A 16,903-nucleotide genomic window follows, 5' to 3' on the forward strand; every position below is an offset into this window, starting at 1 on the left:
TATTCGTCAATGGATCAAAGCGTTCCCCATCAGCCTATTGTCGGCTATGTCCGTGAAATGAAGGCATTATCCAGATGGTTGGAGACGGTTGATGCGGTTGCACAGATCTTTGCTGTATCAGGGATTGGTGGCATCGGGAAAACGACGCTGCTCACGGAAATGGCTGCTCTTTCCCGCAGGTCGGAAATAAGGACGCTGTGGGTGGATGGGCAGGTCTGCTTGCATACGCCAGGAGCGCTGTTGACACATCTGGATATGTGTCTTGAGACCGAATACGGCAGCGTTCGAGGAGAAGAGGAGACACTGATGGCCCATGTCCTAAACGAATTGAGCCATCAGCGCACGGTGATCCTGATCGATAATTGCGAGTCGCTGGAGCGAATCGAGAGCTGGTTACTGGGCAGTCTGCTTCCCAGACTGGCTCAAGCCCCATGCTTGCTGGTGATGGCATCACGACCAGGTCTGCCACTAAAATGGCACATACATCCTGCATGGGCTGATCGAATCGAGACCTTCCCTCTGGAGCTATTCACCCGAGAGCAAATTTATGAATATTTGCATAATAGCGGGCTACCATTGCATGTGCAGCAGAACGTAGCGCATAGAACGGGCGGACATCCGCTACTGCTTGCATTGACGGTTGACATGATGCGACGTCAGGGGGAGGACATATTGGAGCGCTCTAGTCAACTGCCAAGAATCCTTAGTGCAGAACTGTTGCAAGAAGTGTCAGATCCGTTCATGTATGAGGCCCTGCAATTGCTCGCGCTATTCCCGGCTGCGGACCAGATGACCCTCAATCAACTGCTGGAGCGTTCGCTATCAGCATCAGACTATGCATCGCTGAGCAGGTTATCTTGTATCCGCATGGTCCCGGGTGGTCTAGCATTACATCAGCTGTTGGGACGAATTTTGCGAGAGGATTATGAGCTTCGGAATCCCAGGGAATATAAAACGATGCGCCTTCGTGCACTGAGACTACTGATTGAGCAATATCCTGCAGCAGATAAGCTGCGGCAGATGCAGCTTGCCGCGCATGTGCTGGAGCTGTACCGGGAGCAATTGCCTGCTGCGCATCAGTATGTAGATTTCTCCGGTATTCATCAGCAGGAACGCCGACGGGGGATCAATGCCGAAGATATGCCTTATTTGCACCGCTTTTTGGCGACATCCATCTCTCGTTCCGACTGGCAGTCAGAACTGGTTGAGGAGGGAGCGCATCATCAGCTGTTGGATGATATTGCGCTGTATAGTCCCGAGAGCATCCTGGTCACACGGGACAACAATGGGATCCCGCTAGCATTTTCGGCTGGTCTGTGGCTGCACGCAAGAACACTGCCGTTACTGGAGCGATATGCGCCAGCCTATCTGCAAGTACTCGGCGAAGAGGCAGATCTACTGCGAAGGCTTCCTCCAGAGGCGGCCGATACTATGTGCATGCTGCTGGCCGCGGTCGATATCGAGCAGCCCTATCACCGACCGGAGGAGCTTGGGGCGATGCTGTTCCAGTCATGGCTCATTGAGGCGACGAGTGGGCTGCGGGCAATTATAGCAACAGCAGATCAGCAGATGAATATGTTACTGCCACTAATGGGCTTTCAGCAGAATGAAGAGACGAGCTTGGAGCAGCTACCATGGGCGAGCATGATGCTATGGGAGCTGGATCTGCGGCAGGCAACGTTCGAGGTATGGGTCGAGCGGATAATTCAGCAGACTACACAGGCGACTAAGATCGTCCATGCAAGCGAAATCCAGCCATTGCCTTGGACTGAGGTGAAGCGCCTCCTGCAGCATTTGTATGACGATACACTGCTGGAGACACAGACAGCGGTCCGAGAGATGGGAATGAAAGGGGCGGGACTGAGAGAACAGGTGCAGTATTTATTAACGACTGCGCCACCGCCGTATCCGTTAACGGAGCTGGAGCAGCATATTTTACGAGAGAGCTATTTGTATAAATATCATGGAAAATCGCAGCTCGCAGAGGCTTTTCATATGAGCCGCACGACGTTCTATCGCCATTCGAAGCAAGCCATTACGCATTTAGGACACGTACTTGCAAGGACAGCGAGGGAAAGAAATCTTCACAATCCTGATGCAGATCCAGGTCATGTTGGTTGAACTGGCTTCCACTTGATACATCTATAACAATCCTCCGTTGCTGGCCACAAGTCCGAAACAACGGGGGATTGTTATAAAGAGGTGTTGCTATGGATGGCAGCATTACATTCACTTCGGTGTAGCGAATGCAGGCTGCTGTACCCCTGTGGATGTCTGACCAGCCACTGGACGTTGGTTCATGTCTGGCTGCAAGCCTGCCTGAGACAGAGTCGCACATTCACGGAAGGCAAGATGCTTGCAGCCGATGCATTGCTTGGAATTGAGGTGCAGCATGGCGTAGTCTATCGCTTCTCCTGTATGGGCGAAGAAATGCTCTTGCCCGATTCGAGTATATAAGCCTGTGCGCTGCAGCACCTCTAATGGCTGTGTCTGAACACCAGCGAGCAGTATCTTTCCACCATGACTCTGAAAATGCTTCACGATACTAGCCAGGTTGGATTCCCCCGTCGTATCCATGAACGGAACCTTTCCCATCCGCAACAGCAAAATCCCGGGACGCTGATGAAGGGTATCCGTGATGGATTTCTCAAACAGATCAGCAGCACCAAAAAATAACGGTCCCTCAATGGTATACATGCTAACCTGCGGGCAATCGTGTCCTTCGTGCACCATATGTGGCATGACCTTCTCATGCTTGTGACTTGGATCGGGCAGTACCTTGGCCACCTTCATAATATCGCTCATGCGTTTGACGAATAGCAGGGCAGCGAGCACCAATCCGACCTCGACAGCTGTGGTCAAGCTTGTAAATACAGTAAGCAAAAAGGTAATCACCAGCACAATCGAATCACTGGTGCGCGTCTTCAGTACATGTGCGAAGGCTTTGCGTTCACTCATATTCCAGGCGACCACCATCAGGATTGGAGCCATACTGGCAAGCGGAACATGCGAAGCGTACGGTGCGAAGACAACGAGCACGAGCAGTACGACGATGCCATGCACAACACCGGATATAGGCGAGACGGCACCGGATTTAATATTAGTCGCTGTCCGAGCGATGGCACCCGTCGCAGGAATGCCGCCAAATAAAGGTGTCACGATATTGGCAATGCCCTGCCCGATAAGCTCCCGATTGCTGTTATGTCTTGTCCCCGTCATCCCATCGGCTACTACAGCAGATAACAAGGATTCAATGCCGCCAAGCATTGCAATGACAAAAGCAGGTTGGATTAAAGTAATGATTCGCTCCCACGTTAGGTCTGGAAGACTGAACTTCGGCAGCGTACTGGGAATAGCACCGAAGGCAGAGCCGATCGTAGCGACCTGTCCCTTGAACAAGAAAGCAGCAACCAGCGTAGAGAGAATCAGTCCAAGCAGAGATGCAGGTACTTTTGGTGCCAATCTAGGCAGGACCAGGATCACGGCCAGACAGATTCCGGCGGTAAGAAGGCTGTACACATTTAGCGTCGTTATGTGAATTCCGATCTCCTTCATATTGGAGATGAAATCTTCATGCTTTTCGATATCGCGGAGTCCCAGGAAGTTAGCAATTTGCCCCGAGAAGATCGTAACCGCAATCCCGGCTGTGAATCCTAGCGTGACAGGGCGCGGAATGAATTTAATCAAGGCTCCCAGCCGGAGCGCCCCCATGATTACTAGCATGACACCTGCCATAAGTCCGGCAATCAGCAGGTTCTCGTAGCCATATTGCATCACTATAGCGAAGAGGATTGGAATGAATGCACCTGTTGGTCCTCCAATCTGGAATTTGGAGCCTCCCAGCAAGGATATGAGTATGCCGGCAATAATCGTCGTATAGAGCCCATATGCTGGCTGAACGCCTGAAGCAATGGCAAACGCCATTCCCAGCGGAATGGCGATAATACCGACAATCAGTCCCGACAACAGATCCTTTCGAAAAGCGGATGCATGATATCCTTCAAATCTCCCCGTCCATTTCATCTGTTGTGACCTTCTTTTCTTTATATATTTGAATATTTGAATATATTAAGAATGTACTCCCGACCTCTACTCTTGTCAAACACGAAAAATCGGTCCAAACGGTGTAAAGAATCACGAAATCACAAAAAAACAAGAAGTTCCTGCGTCTTGCTCCACGGCGCTCCTTGTTCTTCGTGTTTAGGTTTCTTTGCGGATATCTTCCAGTAGGGAGATGGCGTCCACGAGATGATTGTCAAAAATTTGCTTGGCGACCACCAGCAGATCCTTGATCCGTGGGTCACGCAGAGAGTAAATGACGGAGGTGCCGTCCTTCGACCCTTGAACGACATTTTTGCTGCGCAGCACAGCCAGCTGCTGGGATACGGCGGAGCCTTCCGAGCCAAGAATGCTTTGCAGCTCATTGACAGTCTTGTCGCCATCGCTTAACAGCTCCAGAATACGGATTCTCATCGGATGGGCCAATGCCTTGAAGAAATCCGCCTTAAACTGTTGGATGCTCTGATTCATGCTCTACGCTCCTTTATTCAGACATTTGAAGATATGAATATCATAGCATAGATATGTGAGAAGAAGCACACTGCAGTGTAGGATACAGCATATCCATAGGGTCTGATTCTCGTTATAATATTGGGTAACAATTCCAGATAATCGCGTGTCACGTTCTTAATTCTAATTATAAGGGGGGGCCTATGAAAGAGGTGGTAATACTTGAAGCCTACAATGCCAACTGGGCTGCCGAATACGACATTGAACGAAGGAAAATACTCGAACTTTTGGGCAATCAGGTTATCTCTATCGAGCATATCGGTAGTACAGCTGTACCAGGACTTACTGCCAAGCCAGTGATCGATTTCATGGCTGGCGTGCAGGAACTGGAGATCGTTGAAGCCTTTATAGGGCCATTGGCTAGCTTGGGATACGAGCATGTGATTCATGCGGAGTTCCCTGAGCGAAGGTTTTTCCGAAAAGGAGCATGGAGAGCGGGAACGCATCATCTGCATATCTACCTTTACGGCAGTGAAGCGTGGACAAATCAACTTTTATTCAGAAATTATTTAAGAGAGCATCCGGAGGTAAGAGAGCAATATCAGCAATTGAAGGAGGAGCTCGCTGCGAAATTTCCTCAGGATCGGGTAGCTTACACCGAGGGTAAGCATTCGTTCATTGCAGATATCCTTCAGCAGGCTAGTAAGGAGAATGAGGGGGAGTACCTTGATACCAGACGCTAAGGAGGGATTCCATTGCAGCCAACATTGAACACGGAACGATTAACGTTGAGACCATTTGAATTGGCAGATGCCAGCAAGGTACAGGAATTTGTCGGGAGTATAGAGGTAGCGCGAACGACCTTGTCCATCCCCTATCCCTACCCCGAGGGAGGTGCCGAACGTTGGATTAGAGCCTGTATAGATGGAGCAGATGATGGGCATGGGTATCCTTTTGCTGTAATCCGCACAGAAGATGAGCAGCTCATAGGCTGTATGAGCATCAATATAGCCCCGTCACATCGAAGAGGCGAGCTGGGTTATTGGTTGGGAAGACCATTTTGGGGACAGGGATATGCTACTGAAGCGGCTAGAAGATTGGTTCAGTTCGGATTTCGGGAGCTGGATTTAAATAAGCTGTGTGCAGCGGCGATGACCAAAAATCCGGCTTCCGCCAATGTGATGAGGAAAGTGGGCATGACATTTGAAGGGGAGTTCAAGCAGCACATTCTCAAGTGGGATCAATTCGAGGATGTGGTCTATTACGGCATGACCCGAGCGGATTATGAAGCTAGAGGAGAGGCATAAATTAATCAGGCTTAAGTCATCCAGCATAAGGGGTGTAGGCAAATGAACGCGAAAAGAGGGCACAATTGCCCTCTTTTTACAAGTCATCGGAGTCATCTCGCCACGACTTCCTGCTTCGTAGGATATGGCTCGTAGACAGGGTTCATCGTCTTGCGGCCCGCGTATAGTCGACCTTTGATGATATTCAGAATGCACACTTCGGTGGCCTCAGTAATCGCTAAATGCCGATAATCCTTAAAGGTCTTGCCTTGCTTGGTCAGTACAATCTCATGCTTGCTCATTCCTTCACCTCAGGTCCCGATGGGCTTCATGTTCACGATCAACTCAGGCTTAAGCGGGGTAACCGCCCCCAGGTGGTGGCCAAGCGCCATAGAAGCGACGTAATAGCACAATCTCACCAAGATGATAGGAGTTATGCGATGCGATGTTACGCAACAATCCGGCCTTGGTCTCTCCGGGAAAATAGGGAAGAGACTCGTCCAGTTGGGCTTGTCCAGCAATCGCCACGGCTCGATCGACCCCGGACAGGAAGGCCTGAATATCTGCCTGCCAGCTCTCCTCATCCTGAGGAGCTGTCTCCTCTGGCCAGCTCTCCATGACACTTGCCGGCATGTGCGGCTTGCGACCCTCCAGATGAGCCAGCATGAATTGTTGCCAGTAATCCATGTGCTTTACCAACTGATAGATGCTGTAGGGCATACCTTCGTGTACTCGTCCAGCCAGTTCAGCGCTGATATCAGTCAAAGCACGGGCAATCGGAAGATGCCCACGTTCTCCAATGAGTGATTTGATGAGGGCTTGCCCAAATAATTGATTTGCATCCGACATGCGGAATCATCCTTTCTCTCTTGCCTTACTTGAATGCAGTTATAAAATGACGAATATCTAATTCACAACAATAAGTAGTATACAAATTAATTTACATAAATTGAAGTAAGGGAATTAACAGCAACAGCCGAGTTATAGGACCCTGTCGTAAGGAAAGGAATCATATAATTCGGCTATCGTGTTATAGAGTATTATCTTGATCGCTTACAGGCGCTTCAGAAGAATGAAGATAAAATTCATATATTTACCGGCCCCGGCTTCCATTGCACGGCGATCTGCTTGAGCATACGGATTATCAGAGGCCAGCCAGTCGGCCCAGCACTCAGCAAAACCGTTCATCTCCCGAATGGAGACGATATCTACTGTCTTGGAGGAGGACAACAGCTTACTCCACCATGCACAGCTATGCCATGTGTCCAGATCATCGAGAGTCCAGGTGACCGCCATCTCTGGAGGCAGTTCGCCATCAAGCTCTTGTTTCAAGCCGGGCAGAGTTAGGGCGATTAGTCCGTTCTGTGTGACAAGTCGGGACAAAACGTCATCCATATAACGCTCATCACGGCCAAAATAATGATAGGCATCTACACTGATAATCATATCGAAATATCCATCTGCAAACGGAGGATGATGAGCGTCGGCATGTATAGGAATGATCTGCCTGTCAAGCTGTGCCTGACGGAAGCGATGGTCATTCTCTGTGGCGGAGATCCAGAGGTCCATGGCAAATATGTTTGCAGGATAGCGCTCTGCCAGATACATAGAGGTCAGGCCGTTGCCACAGCCAAGATCAAGGATACGCTTAGCAGCGGGTAAATCAAGGTGAGGGAGCATCTCCTCCAGCAGAGTTAGACAGTTGGGGCCCATAAGCAGTGATCGAACAAAATCAGGATTGGATAAGTTACTCAAGTGGCTTCAGCTTCCTTTTCAAATGAGATCATGCCTCACAGAAAAAAAAGCAGACACGGTATAATAACCGCGTCTGCTTGGCAGAGTCCGGACAGGTGTCCGTTCGGCGGTGTCCGTAAGGCATGTCAATGGCACAACGAATCATAACGGCGAGCAGCCGTCAACCTGTGATAGACATCGTTCCTTAGCGGAGAACCGACAAACAAACACCTCCTTAAATCATTGTTATGCTCATTGTATGTTGGCAGTAGCCTTGTGTCAAACCTGGCTCTTGTCTAATCTCGTTATCTAATAGATGCTTATCCTGGCTCAACGCGCGCCCAATGCTCTGCTTCTGCAACTCAGGTCAAATAAGCTCATTCTCAGATTGCTATGATGGTGTCGAAAGGAGGGGAACTCCATGTATGAATGGAACGAGATGGTTCAGCTGATGATCAGCTGGATCGAGGATAATCTGGCTTCGACGCCGACATTGCTGAACATGTCCGAGGACTTGGGCTATTCGCCTTATTATTGTACGAAGAAGTTCCATGCTCTGACAGGCATGACGCTAAGAAATTATATATGGATGCGGCGTATTAGCCGCGCAGCATTAGAGCTGCGTGACTCGAATGCGCGAATTCTTGATATCGCTGTGAAGTATCAATTTTCATCGCAGGAGGCTTTTACGAGAGCATTTGTCAAAGCCTTTCACATGACTCCGGCTGCCTATCGTAGAGCCCCGCGTCCTATTCCGTTAGCCATTCGTGCGGAGGTGTTCTCTCCTTATCACTATCATCTGAGGGAGAGGATTGTAATGAGTGAAGTTGAAGTGAAGGCTGTAGAGGTCAAAATCGAACGGATCCCGGCGCATAAATTTATAGGAACCTGGGATATCGCATCCAAAAATTACGGAGATTTCTGGAGAAATGGACACAATTGCGATGAGATCAGCGGAACGCTAGATAGTATGTCTCATCTTAGCCTTCCTGGGCAGCTGGGGCAGACGGCAGGATGGTTCTACCAGGATGGTCAGAGGGGATATCTATATGGGATCATGGTAGCTGCTGACTATGATGGAGAGATTCCCACCGGTATGGAATGCCGTGATATTCCAGAGTCCGATTACCTGGTGTTCTTCCACCCGCCTTTTGATTACTTACGAACCAATGGGCAGGTCATGAAGATGGTGGAGCACAAGGCGTGGAATTTTGATCCCACGGAACTGGGGTTCGAATGGAATGAGGGGACCCTGTATGATTACCAGCGACATTACCCTGAGGGCTATGGCTATGCTGTGCTGAGGCCCGTGAAGACAATGGAGGAGAGTAGCGATGATATTGGGCAAGGGAGTAGCGGAGTATCCATTGTTGGAGACAACGAGACTACAGCTTAGAATCTTGACATTACAGGATGTGGAGGAGGTCTTTGGGCATTTTTCGGATGAGGCAGTAACAAGATTCATGGATATTGAGCCCTGCAAAAATCTGGATGAAGCGAAGGACATCATCAGCTATCATATGGAGGATGCAGGCTGTCGCTGGGGACTATTCGATAAGAGCGATCATCGCTTGATCGGTACATGCGGATATCATGATCTAAGAAAGACAGAGGGCGAATGGACCGCCGAGGTCGGGTTTGACCTGTCCAAGCGCTACTGGGGAAAAGGCTATATGCTTGAAGCCATGAGAGAGGTTACTCTCTTTGGATTTACTGGTATGGAATTAGCGACGATAGATGCGACTGTAGAGCCAGAGAACGTACGATCCATACATCTATTAGGGAAATTGGGTTTTGACAGAGCTGAGGAGCTTAGAGATGGCTTGGTTTATTTACAATTGCATCGAGAGGGCATAACGGAATCATCAATGCTACACCATAGTCAATGATATGGAGTCATGGAGCTGTATGAAGAAAGAGAGGAGCCGTCGCTCCTCTCTAACGTTCTTACTGATCCAATTTACCGATCATAATGTAATAAGTGCAAGTGCCTGTAGCTGATAAAAGATAAACGTTGAACGGAGTGGTCTACTCCTGAATGTGGAGCTTACTCTTCAACTCCGGATAGATCCGGTAATATAGCTTTTTACGCAAAATAGAATGGTACACAGCGAGTATCAGAGTTACGACGATCAGCACAGCAGGTACGAGATAGAACACAGGATGATCTATGAAGAATCCGAACATGTTCAGCTCCTTGTCGATCCAACGGCTGTAGATGTAGGCCACTGCAATCACGAGCAGCACCGGAAGAGCTGTGATCCCTGATAGAAGATTGACCTTTTTCATTTTTTTGTACGTAGTTTGATAGACATCCTCTCCAAGGTGTTGTTCCAATAAAAAGCATTGCCTATCGAAAGAATCGCTTTTACGCACCGGTAAATTGCTTTCTGTCATATGCTTGTGCAGCACATCCAACTGATGGCTGAATTCCAGCACATTATGAAGTGCCCTTCCATAATTCAATCCAAGGTACCTCCTTGCAAAATAAAATAGTCTGTAGCCCAATTTGCTCAAACTGTTACAGTATAGCAGTAATATCTGAAACGAACCGTGATAAATGCAATATGGGATAAGCGCGGCCTGCACTATCTGTTGGTGACTCACTAATGATTCTGAAGCCATGCTTCAAGTAGAAGCTTGTTGCCCGCGGGTTGTCCTTATTGACATCAACGGATGTTACGCCGCCATGAATCAGCCGCTGTATAATCTGAGTTCCATACCCCATGCCAAGCGCATCAGAATCCAGAAACAGCATCTCCAGATGTTGCTCATGGACAGAGGAGAAGCCAACCAAATGATCGTCTACGTACCACAGCTGAACATCCAATAGAGGTAGATAGGCAGGGATTTCTTTGCGAATCTCCTTCAGATCATCTGGCTGTAAAAAATCGTGAGTGGCCGTAACGGATCTTTCCCATAGCTGGAGTATCATCTCATAATCACTGGAATTTGCTTTTTTACTGTACATGCATTACCTCTCCTTTTTTATTTGTATGCTCACACTCCTCTCATGGCTTGCTTCACGATTTTCACGGTATAGCTCCATTTCATATAAGGTTTCATTAGCTCACCCTCCTCAAGTTATTTCGTTACATATGCTTGTAATGAACGACCTTCATCCCTGCTAGCACGAGCCCATGTTAGGTGAACAATAGCGTACGTATTGAGACCCTCAATCCAGAATAGTACATCATCATTGTCTATACGATGCGCGAGAGCGACAGACTTTGTACCGAACAGTTGATGTGATGGACTTAATTCTTTTTGTAGCTCCTGTTGAAGGGTTATAGCTGTGCTTTCAGTTAGATGTTCCCACGGACATGTTAAAAAGTGTAGCTCATGAAGCATCATATTCACTCCTGCCATCGTTCATCCTAATGATGTCTTGTCGTAGTGGAATGGTTAATGTCGACTCTAGACTCTTAACAGGCCACGGAAGCCTCTGGCCCCATAATAGGAATCTGCTCCATTGTGGTAGACAAAGATTGTATCATAGCGGCGATCACAGAAGATCGCTCCGCCGAGCTTTCTAATCGGATCAGGTGTTTTCACCCAGCTGGACGTTTTAAGATCGAATGGTTTAAGCTTCTGCAGCTCGCGGTACTGCTCCTCTGTCAGGAGCTCTATCCCCATCTCGCTCACCATATCCATGACGCTATTTTCCGGCTTGTGCTGCTTTCGGGATTCCAATGCTTCACGGTCATAACAGACACTTCTACGCCCTTTAGGACTTTCCACGACACTATCGTAAAAAATGTACTCGCCTGTCTCATGATCATGCATCGCAACGTCCGGTTCCCCACCCGTCCGCTCCATCTCATGGAGTGACCACAGCTTCTGAGGATGAGCTTCGAGCTTTGTCTCCACGTTAGCCCATTCGATGTCGGAATGGAGGGACATGTTTTTCTCAAAACGAGCTTTCAATGTTACGAGTAGTTCATTACGTTGTTCCGGCGACAATTCCTTCTTATTGTTGATTTCACTGTTCTTGGACATGTTGGTCTCTCCTTTGAATTGAGATGTAGGAAGGCTAGTCCTATGGATGGTTCATTCGTTAACTACTCTTTACTATTTTTACCAACACACACGGATTTAAATGAAGGTGGGAATGTTTTGTCCAACTTTTTGTACCTGTTAAAAAATGTGTTCATGTCATTTCTTACGCTATATATTGTAACTGCTTTTGAACCGTATTACATACGTATTGAAGAAAATAATTATAGTTGTAAATTATGTTTGATACAACGCTCAAGGTATGTTAGTGTCGATGGTAATAACAGTTAAGGGAGGCGTTTATTGTGAGTAGACAAATGCTAGTAAAGGGCAAATTTATTAAGGGGAACTCGCATAGCTAGCCCTCTAAACTGCGAAACCCCTTCTACTTGAGAGGGGTATTAATTTGAGTCAAGGATCAGCAGAAATGATTATACGTAATTTCCAACAAGAAGACATGCCTTTACTTGGTGAGTTGTACCGATCCGTAACAGCAAAAGAAAATGCAGTGTTTTGGTGGGTAGGGGACGAAGATAATTGGAGCAACGTGTATTGCGCATTTGAACATGGGAAAATGGTCGCCAAGGGGCAGGTTAGCATTATGAATATTGTACCTCCCGGTCGATCAAGAGAGAACAATCACTCCATATACATCAATCTTAAGACGATTACCGAAAGAGAAAATGACATTACTTTACTCGACAACGTCTATCGATATCTTCTCATAAGAGCAGAACAATTAAAGGAAACATTACCTGAAGAATATGGAACAATGCTTTGTGTTGGTAACGATTCCACCGAAACAGCTAATATTCAGTTTTTTGTCCAAAAAGGATATCTTCCACTGAATAGTCTGTTTCGTATGAATCGAGACTTGAATGAACCGATTCCTGAGTTAAGGCTCCAAGAGGAATTTCAATTTTCATACTGGAAGATGGAATCATCTGGTGAGGAAAGAGATTACCTCGATGTAGAAGCTGAAATCTGGCCTGATACTCCACTGGGACTGAATAGGTTGTCTGAATACAAGAATAACAAACTATGGACATCCATGGTCATACGTCAATCAGACGCTATTGTTGGCGGACTCATGGCATGGCAAGAGGCAGACCACGGTGTAATAGAGGATGTTTTTGTCCGCGAACCATGGAGAAAGCGCGGCTTTGCCAAGTATTTGCTTACACAAGCCCTGAGCTATCTCAAAGCCAATCAGCTAGAATATGCGAACCTTATGGTATTAACTACAAATAGATCTGCCTTATCTCTATACGAATCAGTTGGATTCTGTAAGGAATCAGAAGAGATTAGGTATTTTACAAAGCTGAATTAAGCTAAGAAAAAGAGAAAGAGGGGCGCTATGCCCCTCTTTTCTAGTTTTGTTTTCGCTCAACTATTCTTTATGAGCAGGCTGGCATTTCCTTAATTAGCGAAAGTGTACTCGTCGTTCGTTTTGTTCAGCATTTCCTTAAAGCCAGGAGTCGCATACAGCTTCTTGTCCTTGGTAATGAACAGTGCCTCGGTGTTGTTGTCCTCGGCAAACTTGAGTCCGTCTTCGATACCCATAATGAGCAATGAGGTATCCATCGTATCGGCTGCTGTGGAGGTACCGGCAATAATGGTGACGCTACTGATATTATTGTCCACCGGATAACCGGTGCGAGGATCGAGAATGTGCATATAGGTCTTTCCGTTCTCTACGAAAAAGCGCTCGTAAATCCCGGCAGTAACCATACTCTTGTCTGTCACCTTTAACGTCCCGATATCAATGCCGCGTTTCTGATCCGGGTGCTGAATACCGACGTTCCATTCGCGACCACCTGGCTTGTTACCCATCGCAAAGACGTTACCGCCGAGGTCGATAATGGCGCTCTCGAAGCCTTGGGCTTGTAAATAATCATAGATCAGGTCAGCCGCAAAGCCTTTGCCATACGAGCCGAGGTCAATATCCATCCCTTTGTCTTGAAGATAAATCTCAAGGGAGTCTTCATTTAGCTCAATCTTATGGTAGTCGACCAGCTTCTGTGCTGCTTCAATGTCGGCTGCCGGGGGGACGTGGGCACCTTCGTGACCGATATTCCAGAGACTGACGAGCGGCCCGATGGAAGGGTCGAGCAGGCCATCTGTTTGCTGGGCATAGTCCACGGCAATTTTCACCAGGTCAAAGGTTTCCTGCGATACCTGAACCGGGGCAATGCCTGCATTCGCATTTACTGCATAAATTTCACTATTCTCATTCGAACGATTGATTTTAGAGTCGATATCTTTCATCAGAGCTTCCAGCTCTTGAAAGTTTTTTGTAGTTGCCCGATTATCGTAAATCTTGATCGTGACGACGGTATCAAAAATGAAGAAGGTCTCGCTAACAGGAGTGACAGTTTGTCCGCTGGAATTCGTATTGCCTGTGCAACCGCTTAGAAGGGCTGTGAGCAAGGACATCGTGAGCAGCAGGACGGTGAATTTATTCATGTACTTCAATGTGCATCCTCTTTTCTCGATCATGTGGACCTTGAGTTTAGCAGAAAAGAATCCACATGAAATGTGTCAATTCTCACAGGGTTTTAATATTTATGAACTCTTTCTAAGTGATGATTTTGTGAAAAGTTAAATGAAAGATACATTTGTCACACGATGGTTCAGAAGCTAGCAGGTATAATAAATTCATCTATAATTTATGTAATTAAAAAAATAAGGAGTATGCTATGAAGCGCGGAGACATCCTACTGATCGTTCTTGTCGTTGTTATAGCAGGTGCATTTCTAGTGCCTAGATGGCTCGACGGCAGTGATAGTGAAATTAATCACAATGAGAAACGTATCGCAAAAATTACGATTGACGGCAAACTGTTCCGCACAGTAGAGCTGACAGAGGAAGAACAGGAGATTGAGATAAAGACCGACCATGGATATAACCTGCTCAAGGTTCATGATTACGGAATTGAAATGATTGATGCGGACTGTCCTGACCAGATATGCCTTACCTTCGGCTTCATCACGCGCAACGGCGGGACGATCGTCTGTCTGCCTTATAAATTGATCGTAGAAGTTCAAGGTGTGCCAGATGAAGGAGGCGATGTTGATGCCATCGTTACATGAGCAAGCTCATCTCTCTTTAAAAAGGACGGTGATCATCGCTATATTCTCGGCGGTCGCCGTTGTTCTTAGCTTAATCGAGAGCCTGATTCCAGTGAATGTGAGCATTCCCGGTGCCAAGCTCGGACTGGCTAACATTATGATCTTGACCTGTCTATATTTTCTAAGAGGCAGGGACGCATTTATGGTTGTTATTCTTAAAACCGTGCTTAGCTCATTCATTTTAGGAACGTTCTCCACCTTTCTGTTCAGTATTAGCGGAGCCTTGCTGAGCTTCCTGGCTATGTGGGGGCTACTCAGCCTGGGACGTGAGCATTTCAGCATGATCAGCGTCAGTATTGTCGGCGGGATCTCTCATAATATCGGACAGCTCGGGGCTGCGTCGCTCTATCTGAAGACAACCAAAGTCATGTCGTATTTACCACTGCTGCTGATCGCCGGCATATTGACCGGCATTGCGGTAGGGATCGCGGTGCGCTACTTGATCCCATCTTTGTCGAAGCTCTCTCTGTTTGAAGGTTTTTTGACGAAGCCAGCTTGAAGAAATGAAGAGGTTGATAGGAGAGCAAGGAGGGGAGAAGAATGGCAGAGCGGCAACCCGCTTATAACGTACAGCATGTATCATTCGCGTATTCACCAGAGAAGCCGGTGCTGAGCGATCTGTCATTCAGCATCCTCCCGGGAAGCTGGGTCTCACTGGTGGGCCCGAACGGCTGCGGCAAGTCGACGCTGGCCAAGCTGCTCGGCGGTCTGCTAACGATGAATGAGGGGACGATTGAGGTGGATGGAATCCTGCTGTCCAGCGGAACCATTGGAAAGCTGCGTCCCCGGATCGGAATGGTATTTCAGAACCCGGATAATCAGTTCATCGGCTCCACTGTGGAGGAGGACATTGCCTTTGGGCTAGAGAACCGTCATCTTCCACGCGAGGAAATGAAGGAGCGGGTCCGCAGCTATGCAGAGAAGCTGGAGATTGGCCATTTGCTGACCAAGCATCCGTCCGAGCTGTCCGGTGGACAGAAGCAGCGGGTCGCAGTAGCTTCAATATTGGCGCTTGAACCGGAGATCGTCATTTTTGACGAGGCATCCTCCATGCTGGATGAGAAGGCGCGAGGAGAATTGTTGGATATATTACGAGAGATGAAGGCAGGAGGCCGATACACCATGATCTCGATTACGCATGATGCGGAGGAGATTATGGCTTCAGACCGTGCCATCGTACTGAGCAGCGGTGGGATTGCAGCAGATTTGACACCAGGGGAGCTGTTTCATGACAGCGAACTGTTGCAGACTTGCCGTCTCATTGCCCCTTACTCCATCCGGCTGGAGGCAGAACTTTACAAGCTCGGAATTACGATGCCGAACGGGAAGCAGCAGAGCAGGGAGATGGCGGATCAGATATGGCAATTGTTTTCGAAGAAGTAAGCTATGCATATGATGCCCGCAGCATGTGGAGCCATTCCGCCCTGCACGATGTAAGTCTCCAGCTTGAGAATGGAGCCTTTGCGGGGATTGCTGGTGCATCTGGTTCGGGTAAATCGACATTGCTCCAGCATTTTAACGGGATATTGAAGCCCACTGGGGGCAAGGTGCGTGTACTGGACTTCATGCTGAAGGCAGGAAGCAAGCAGCCTCCACTGCAGGAGCTGAGGCGCAGGGTAGGACTCGTATTTCAATTCCCCGAGCAGCAGCTGTTCGAGGATACGGTAGAAAAGGATCTCATGTTCGGCCCGCTCAATTTCGGTATGGACCGTGAAGCTGCACGAAAGGGTGCGATTCGCGCCTTGGAGCTGGTCGGACTTGATGCCTCCTTCCTGCCCCGGAATCCATTCCACTTAAGTGGTGGACAAATGCGGAAGGTAGCGATTGCCTCTGTGCTGGCGATGGACCCAGATGTCATCGTGCTGGATGAGCCGACGGCAACGCTCGATCCCGAGAGCCGGGCCGAGCTAGCTGGTCTGCTCGGGAAGATGCAGGGGGAAGAAGGCAAGACGATTATCGTCGTTACCCATCGAATTGAGGAAATGCTTCCTTATGCCGATACCTGGATTGTGATGCATCAGGGAACGAAGGTATTTCAAGGTGGCCCGGCGGAGCTTGTGCGTGAAGCGGGCAGGCTTGAGCTAGAGTGCAATCTTGCTGTGCCTGCTTGCATCAAGGTATGGAACCGTCTTGCCAAGCAGTTGGGATTGGAGCACGAAGAGCCTTGCTTGACAGCGGAAAAGGTAGCTGTAAGAATTCATGACTTGCTGGAGCAGCGTGACATCAAGAGAAAAGGAGTCGGTTAGA

19 protein-coding genes are annotated in these 16,903 nt (G+C 48.2%); 10 read left to right on the forward strand and 9 right to left on the reverse strand.

Features of this window, described 5'->3' with window-relative positions:
- Positions 1-9 precede the first annotated feature (9 nt).
- Positions 10-2,121 (forward strand): ATP-binding protein, encoded by a 2,112-nt coding sequence (locus MKX74_RS06085; RefSeq protein WP_341177805.1) that lies wholly within the window; start codon positions 10-12, stop codon positions 2,119-2,121.
- 108 nt (positions 2,122-2,229) lie between these two features.
- On the opposite strand, the gene MKX74_RS06090 is transcribed toward MKX74_RS06085, so the two are convergent.
- Both MKX74_RS06090 and MKX74_RS06095 read right to left on the reverse strand, forming a co-directional pair.
- Complete coding sequence (locus MKX74_RS06090) at positions 2,230-4,023, reverse strand: SulP family inorganic anion transporter (protein WP_341177806.1); 1,794 nt, start codon at positions 4,021-4,023, stop codon at positions 2,230-2,232.
- A gap of 177 nt (positions 4,024-4,200) precedes the next feature.
- Complete coding sequence (locus MKX74_RS06095; protein WP_018886523.1) at positions 4,201-4,530, reverse strand: ArsR/SmtB family transcription factor; 330 nt, start codon at positions 4,528-4,530, stop codon at positions 4,201-4,203.
- 182 nt (positions 4,531-4,712) lie between these two features.
- On the opposite strand from MKX74_RS06095, the gene MKX74_RS06100 reads away from it, so the two are divergent.
- Entirely contained in the window at positions 4,713-5,252 is a 540-nt protein-coding gene (locus MKX74_RS06100) for a GrpB family protein (protein ID WP_341177807.1), read from the forward strand.
- A gap of 12 nt (positions 5,253-5,264) precedes the next feature.
- Positions 5,265-5,816, forward strand: coding sequence for a GNAT family N-acetyltransferase (locus MKX74_RS06105; protein ID WP_341177808.1), 552 nt, complete (start codon positions 5,265-5,267; stop codon positions 5,814-5,816).
- A 92-nt stretch (positions 5,817-5,908) separates the two neighbouring features.
- On the opposite strand, the gene MKX74_RS06110 is transcribed toward MKX74_RS06105, so the two are convergent.
- From MKX74_RS06110 to MKX74_RS06120, 3 genes are all read right to left on the reverse strand, one after another.
- A complete protein-coding gene (locus tag MKX74_RS06110; protein ID WP_341177809.1) occupies positions 5,909-6,097 on the reverse strand; it encodes a hypothetical protein in 189 nt (62 codons plus the stop codon).
- A 49-nt stretch (positions 6,098-6,146) separates the two neighbouring features.
- Positions 6,147-6,644, reverse strand: a complete 498-nt coding sequence (locus MKX74_RS06115; protein WP_341177810.1) for a DinB family protein — start codon at positions 6,642-6,644, stop codon at positions 6,147-6,149.
- Positions 6,645-6,848: 204 nt separating this feature from the next.
- Positions 6,849-7,550: an SAM-dependent methyltransferase gene (locus MKX74_RS06120; RefSeq protein WP_341177811.1), complete on the reverse strand. Its 702-nt coding sequence runs from the start codon at positions 7,548-7,550 to the stop codon at positions 6,849-6,851.
- Between the two features lie 400 nt (positions 7,551-7,950).
- Between MKX74_RS06120 and MKX74_RS06125 the strand changes: the two genes are divergently transcribed.
- Together MKX74_RS06125 and MKX74_RS06130 are read left to right on the forward strand one after the other, a co-directional pair.
- Positions 7,951-8,925: an AraC family transcriptional regulator gene (locus tag MKX74_RS06125; RefSeq protein WP_341177812.1), complete on the forward strand. Its 975-nt coding sequence runs from the start codon at positions 7,951-7,953 to the stop codon at positions 8,923-8,925.
- Positions 8,864-9,418, forward strand: a complete 555-nt coding sequence (locus tag MKX74_RS06130) for a GNAT family N-acetyltransferase (protein WP_341177813.1) — start codon at positions 8,864-8,866, stop codon at positions 9,416-9,418. The genes MKX74_RS06125 and MKX74_RS06130 overlap by 62 nt, the downstream gene beginning before the upstream one ends.
- Before the next feature lie 139 nt (positions 9,419-9,557).
- On the opposite strand, the gene MKX74_RS06135 is transcribed toward MKX74_RS06130, so the two are convergent.
- The 3 genes from MKX74_RS06135 to MKX74_RS06145 form a co-directional block, all read right to left on the reverse strand.
- A complete protein-coding gene (locus tag MKX74_RS06135; RefSeq protein WP_018886514.1) occupies positions 9,558-9,995 on the reverse strand; it encodes a DUF6097 family protein in 438 nt (145 codons plus the stop codon).
- A 55-nt stretch (positions 9,996-10,050) separates the two neighbouring features.
- The gene (locus MKX74_RS06140) at positions 10,051-10,500 is read right to left on the reverse strand and encodes a GNAT family N-acetyltransferase (protein WP_341177814.1); all 450 of its coding nucleotides are present in this window, start codon (positions 10,498-10,500) and stop codon (positions 10,051-10,053) included.
- A 446-nt stretch (positions 10,501-10,946) separates the two neighbouring features.
- Positions 10,947-11,528 carry a DUF4256 domain-containing protein gene (locus MKX74_RS06145; RefSeq protein ID WP_341177815.1) on the reverse strand — a complete coding sequence of 194 codons (582 nt, stop codon included), beginning with the start codon at positions 11,526-11,528 and terminating at the stop codon, positions 10,947-10,949.
- A gap of 424 nt (positions 11,529-11,952) precedes the next feature.
- Here MKX74_RS06145 and MKX74_RS06150 point away from each other — a divergent pair, with 424 nt between their 5' ends.
- Positions 11,953-12,855 (forward strand): GNAT family N-acetyltransferase, encoded by a 903-nt coding sequence (locus MKX74_RS06150; RefSeq protein ID WP_445667303.1) that lies wholly within the window; start codon positions 11,953-11,955, stop codon positions 12,853-12,855.
- A gap of 89 nt (positions 12,856-12,944) precedes the next feature.
- Here MKX74_RS06150 and MKX74_RS06155 read toward each other — a convergent pair whose 3' ends face one another.
- A complete protein-coding gene (locus MKX74_RS06155) occupies positions 12,945-13,991 on the reverse strand; it encodes an FAD:protein FMN transferase (protein ID WP_341177817.1) in 1,047 nt (348 codons plus the stop codon).
- 233 nt (positions 13,992-14,224) lie between these two features.
- Here MKX74_RS06155 and MKX74_RS06160 point away from each other — a divergent pair, with 233 nt between their 5' ends.
- The 4 genes from MKX74_RS06160 to MKX74_RS06175 are packed head-to-tail and all read left to right on the forward strand — an operon-like array spanning position 14,225 to position 16,902.
- Positions 14,225-14,617, forward strand: coding sequence for a NusG domain II-containing protein (locus MKX74_RS06160; protein WP_018886508.1), 393 nt, complete (start codon positions 14,225-14,227; stop codon positions 14,615-14,617).
- Positions 14,601-15,155 (forward strand): Gx transporter family protein, encoded by a 555-nt coding sequence (locus MKX74_RS06165; RefSeq protein WP_018886507.1) that lies wholly within the window; start codon positions 14,601-14,603, stop codon positions 15,153-15,155. The genes MKX74_RS06160 and MKX74_RS06165 overlap by 17 nt, the downstream gene beginning before the upstream one ends.
- A 41-nt stretch (positions 15,156-15,196) precedes the next feature.
- Complete coding sequence (locus tag MKX74_RS06170; RefSeq protein ID WP_341177818.1) at positions 15,197-16,039, forward strand: energy-coupling factor transporter ATPase; 843 nt, start codon at positions 15,197-15,199, stop codon at positions 16,037-16,039.
- A complete protein-coding gene (locus MKX74_RS06175; protein WP_341177819.1) occupies positions 16,015-16,902 on the forward strand; it encodes an ATP-binding cassette domain-containing protein in 888 nt (295 codons plus the stop codon). The genes MKX74_RS06170 and MKX74_RS06175 overlap by 25 nt, the downstream gene beginning before the upstream one ends.
- Position 16,903: the final 1 nt, after the last annotated feature.

The organism is Paenibacillus sp. FSL K6-1230 (assembly GCF_038002385.1).
Classification (GTDB): Bacteria; Bacillota; Bacilli; order Paenibacillales; family Paenibacillaceae; genus Paenibacillus; species Paenibacillus massiliensis.